The 1,310-nt window shown below is 66.0% G+C and carries 1 pseudogene; it reads left to right on the top strand.

Going from position 1 to position 1,310, the window contains the following annotated elements:
• Positions 1–1,310: pseudogene (locus ABD844_RS52460) on the top strand (hypothetical protein); the annotation flags it as partial.

Below are 1,310 nucleotides of genomic sequence, written 5' to 3' on the forward strand. Positions count from 1 at the left end.
ATCGGTCCGTTCTCCGACCAGGTGGTCGTGCTCATCCCAGACGACACCACCCCGCCTCCGGTGCCATCGGCGCCGGCGCTCATGTCGCGTCTGGGCGTGATCCACGCCTCATGGGACGGGCTCGGGTCGATGGGCGAGGAGATGCCGCCCGACTTCGACCGGGTCCTTGTATGGATGCGCGACCCGGCCGTTGAGGGCGGCACGCAGATCGTGGACTATCTCCAAGCCGCTGGGGTGGTGGTGATCGGGGATCAGCCGTACGGCGCTGATCGGGAGATCTGGTTCACCGCGTTGGACAGGTCCGGCAATACCTCGACGCGGTCGGGAGTGATGACGATCGCCACGCAGGCGCTCGTGGACACCGATGTCGTAGGCAAGGTCATATCCGGCGCGAAGATCCTGGATGGCACGCTGGTTGCCTCCGACGCGGTGGTGGCCAACACGATCACTGGCGGGCTCGTGCAAGCCGCCGCGATCACGGCTGGGCATCTCGCCGCCAACTCCGTCACCACTCCCGCGCTGGCGGCCGGCTCGGTGACGGCGGGCAAGTTGGAAGCGGTCCTCACGCTGACGTCACGGCTGGTGGCCGGTAGCAGCGCTGCGGCGCGAGTCGAGCTGAGTTCTTCGGGTCTGCAGGCGTTCAACGCCGCAGGCGTACAGACGGTCAGCATTGCCAACTCGGGCAGCTTCGTCCTTCGGTCGGCCACGTCTGGAGCGCGTGTCGAGCTGGACACGGCAGGGTTCAGAGCCTTCAACTCGGCGGGGACGCGGACTGTCAGCCTCTCCTCAACGGGAAGCGTCGACTTCCTCGGTGAGCTGAGGTCGGGCGACAGCGGGCGACGTCTCGTGGTGAATCCTCGGGGTGCCGTCGATCCCGAGATCCGGTTCTACGCCGACAACGGCGGCAGTTACGTACGCATGTACGGCGCTCCCACCGGGACCTCCGAGCCGGAGCTGGTCATCGTTGGCGCGGCCGGTGCGAACGGTCGGACACCCGAGCTACTCATGGGATCCGGCTATGCCTTCATGAAGAACTCCGGGGCGGGGAGCGCGGAAAGCCGTATCCGGCTCGACGCGAACGGCGATGTCAATATCGGGACTGGAGCCACGGTCTTCGAGGGAAAGATCGGTGTGCAGAACAGCGCGTCTGCCATATGCGCAGGCAAGGCCAGTGCAAGCGGCACCGGCGGCATGGTGTTCTACGGAACCTCGTACGACAGCACCCCGTTCCCTGCGGTCATGGTGCGGGCGGGGAACAACGCCCCCTTCAACATCAATCATGTGGCATCCGATGGGTTCGGATGGACATG

It is taken from the genome of Nonomuraea antimicrobica, assembly GCF_039536965.1.
GTDB lineage: Bacteria > Actinomycetota > Actinomycetes > Streptosporangiales > Streptosporangiaceae > Nonomuraea > Nonomuraea antimicrobica.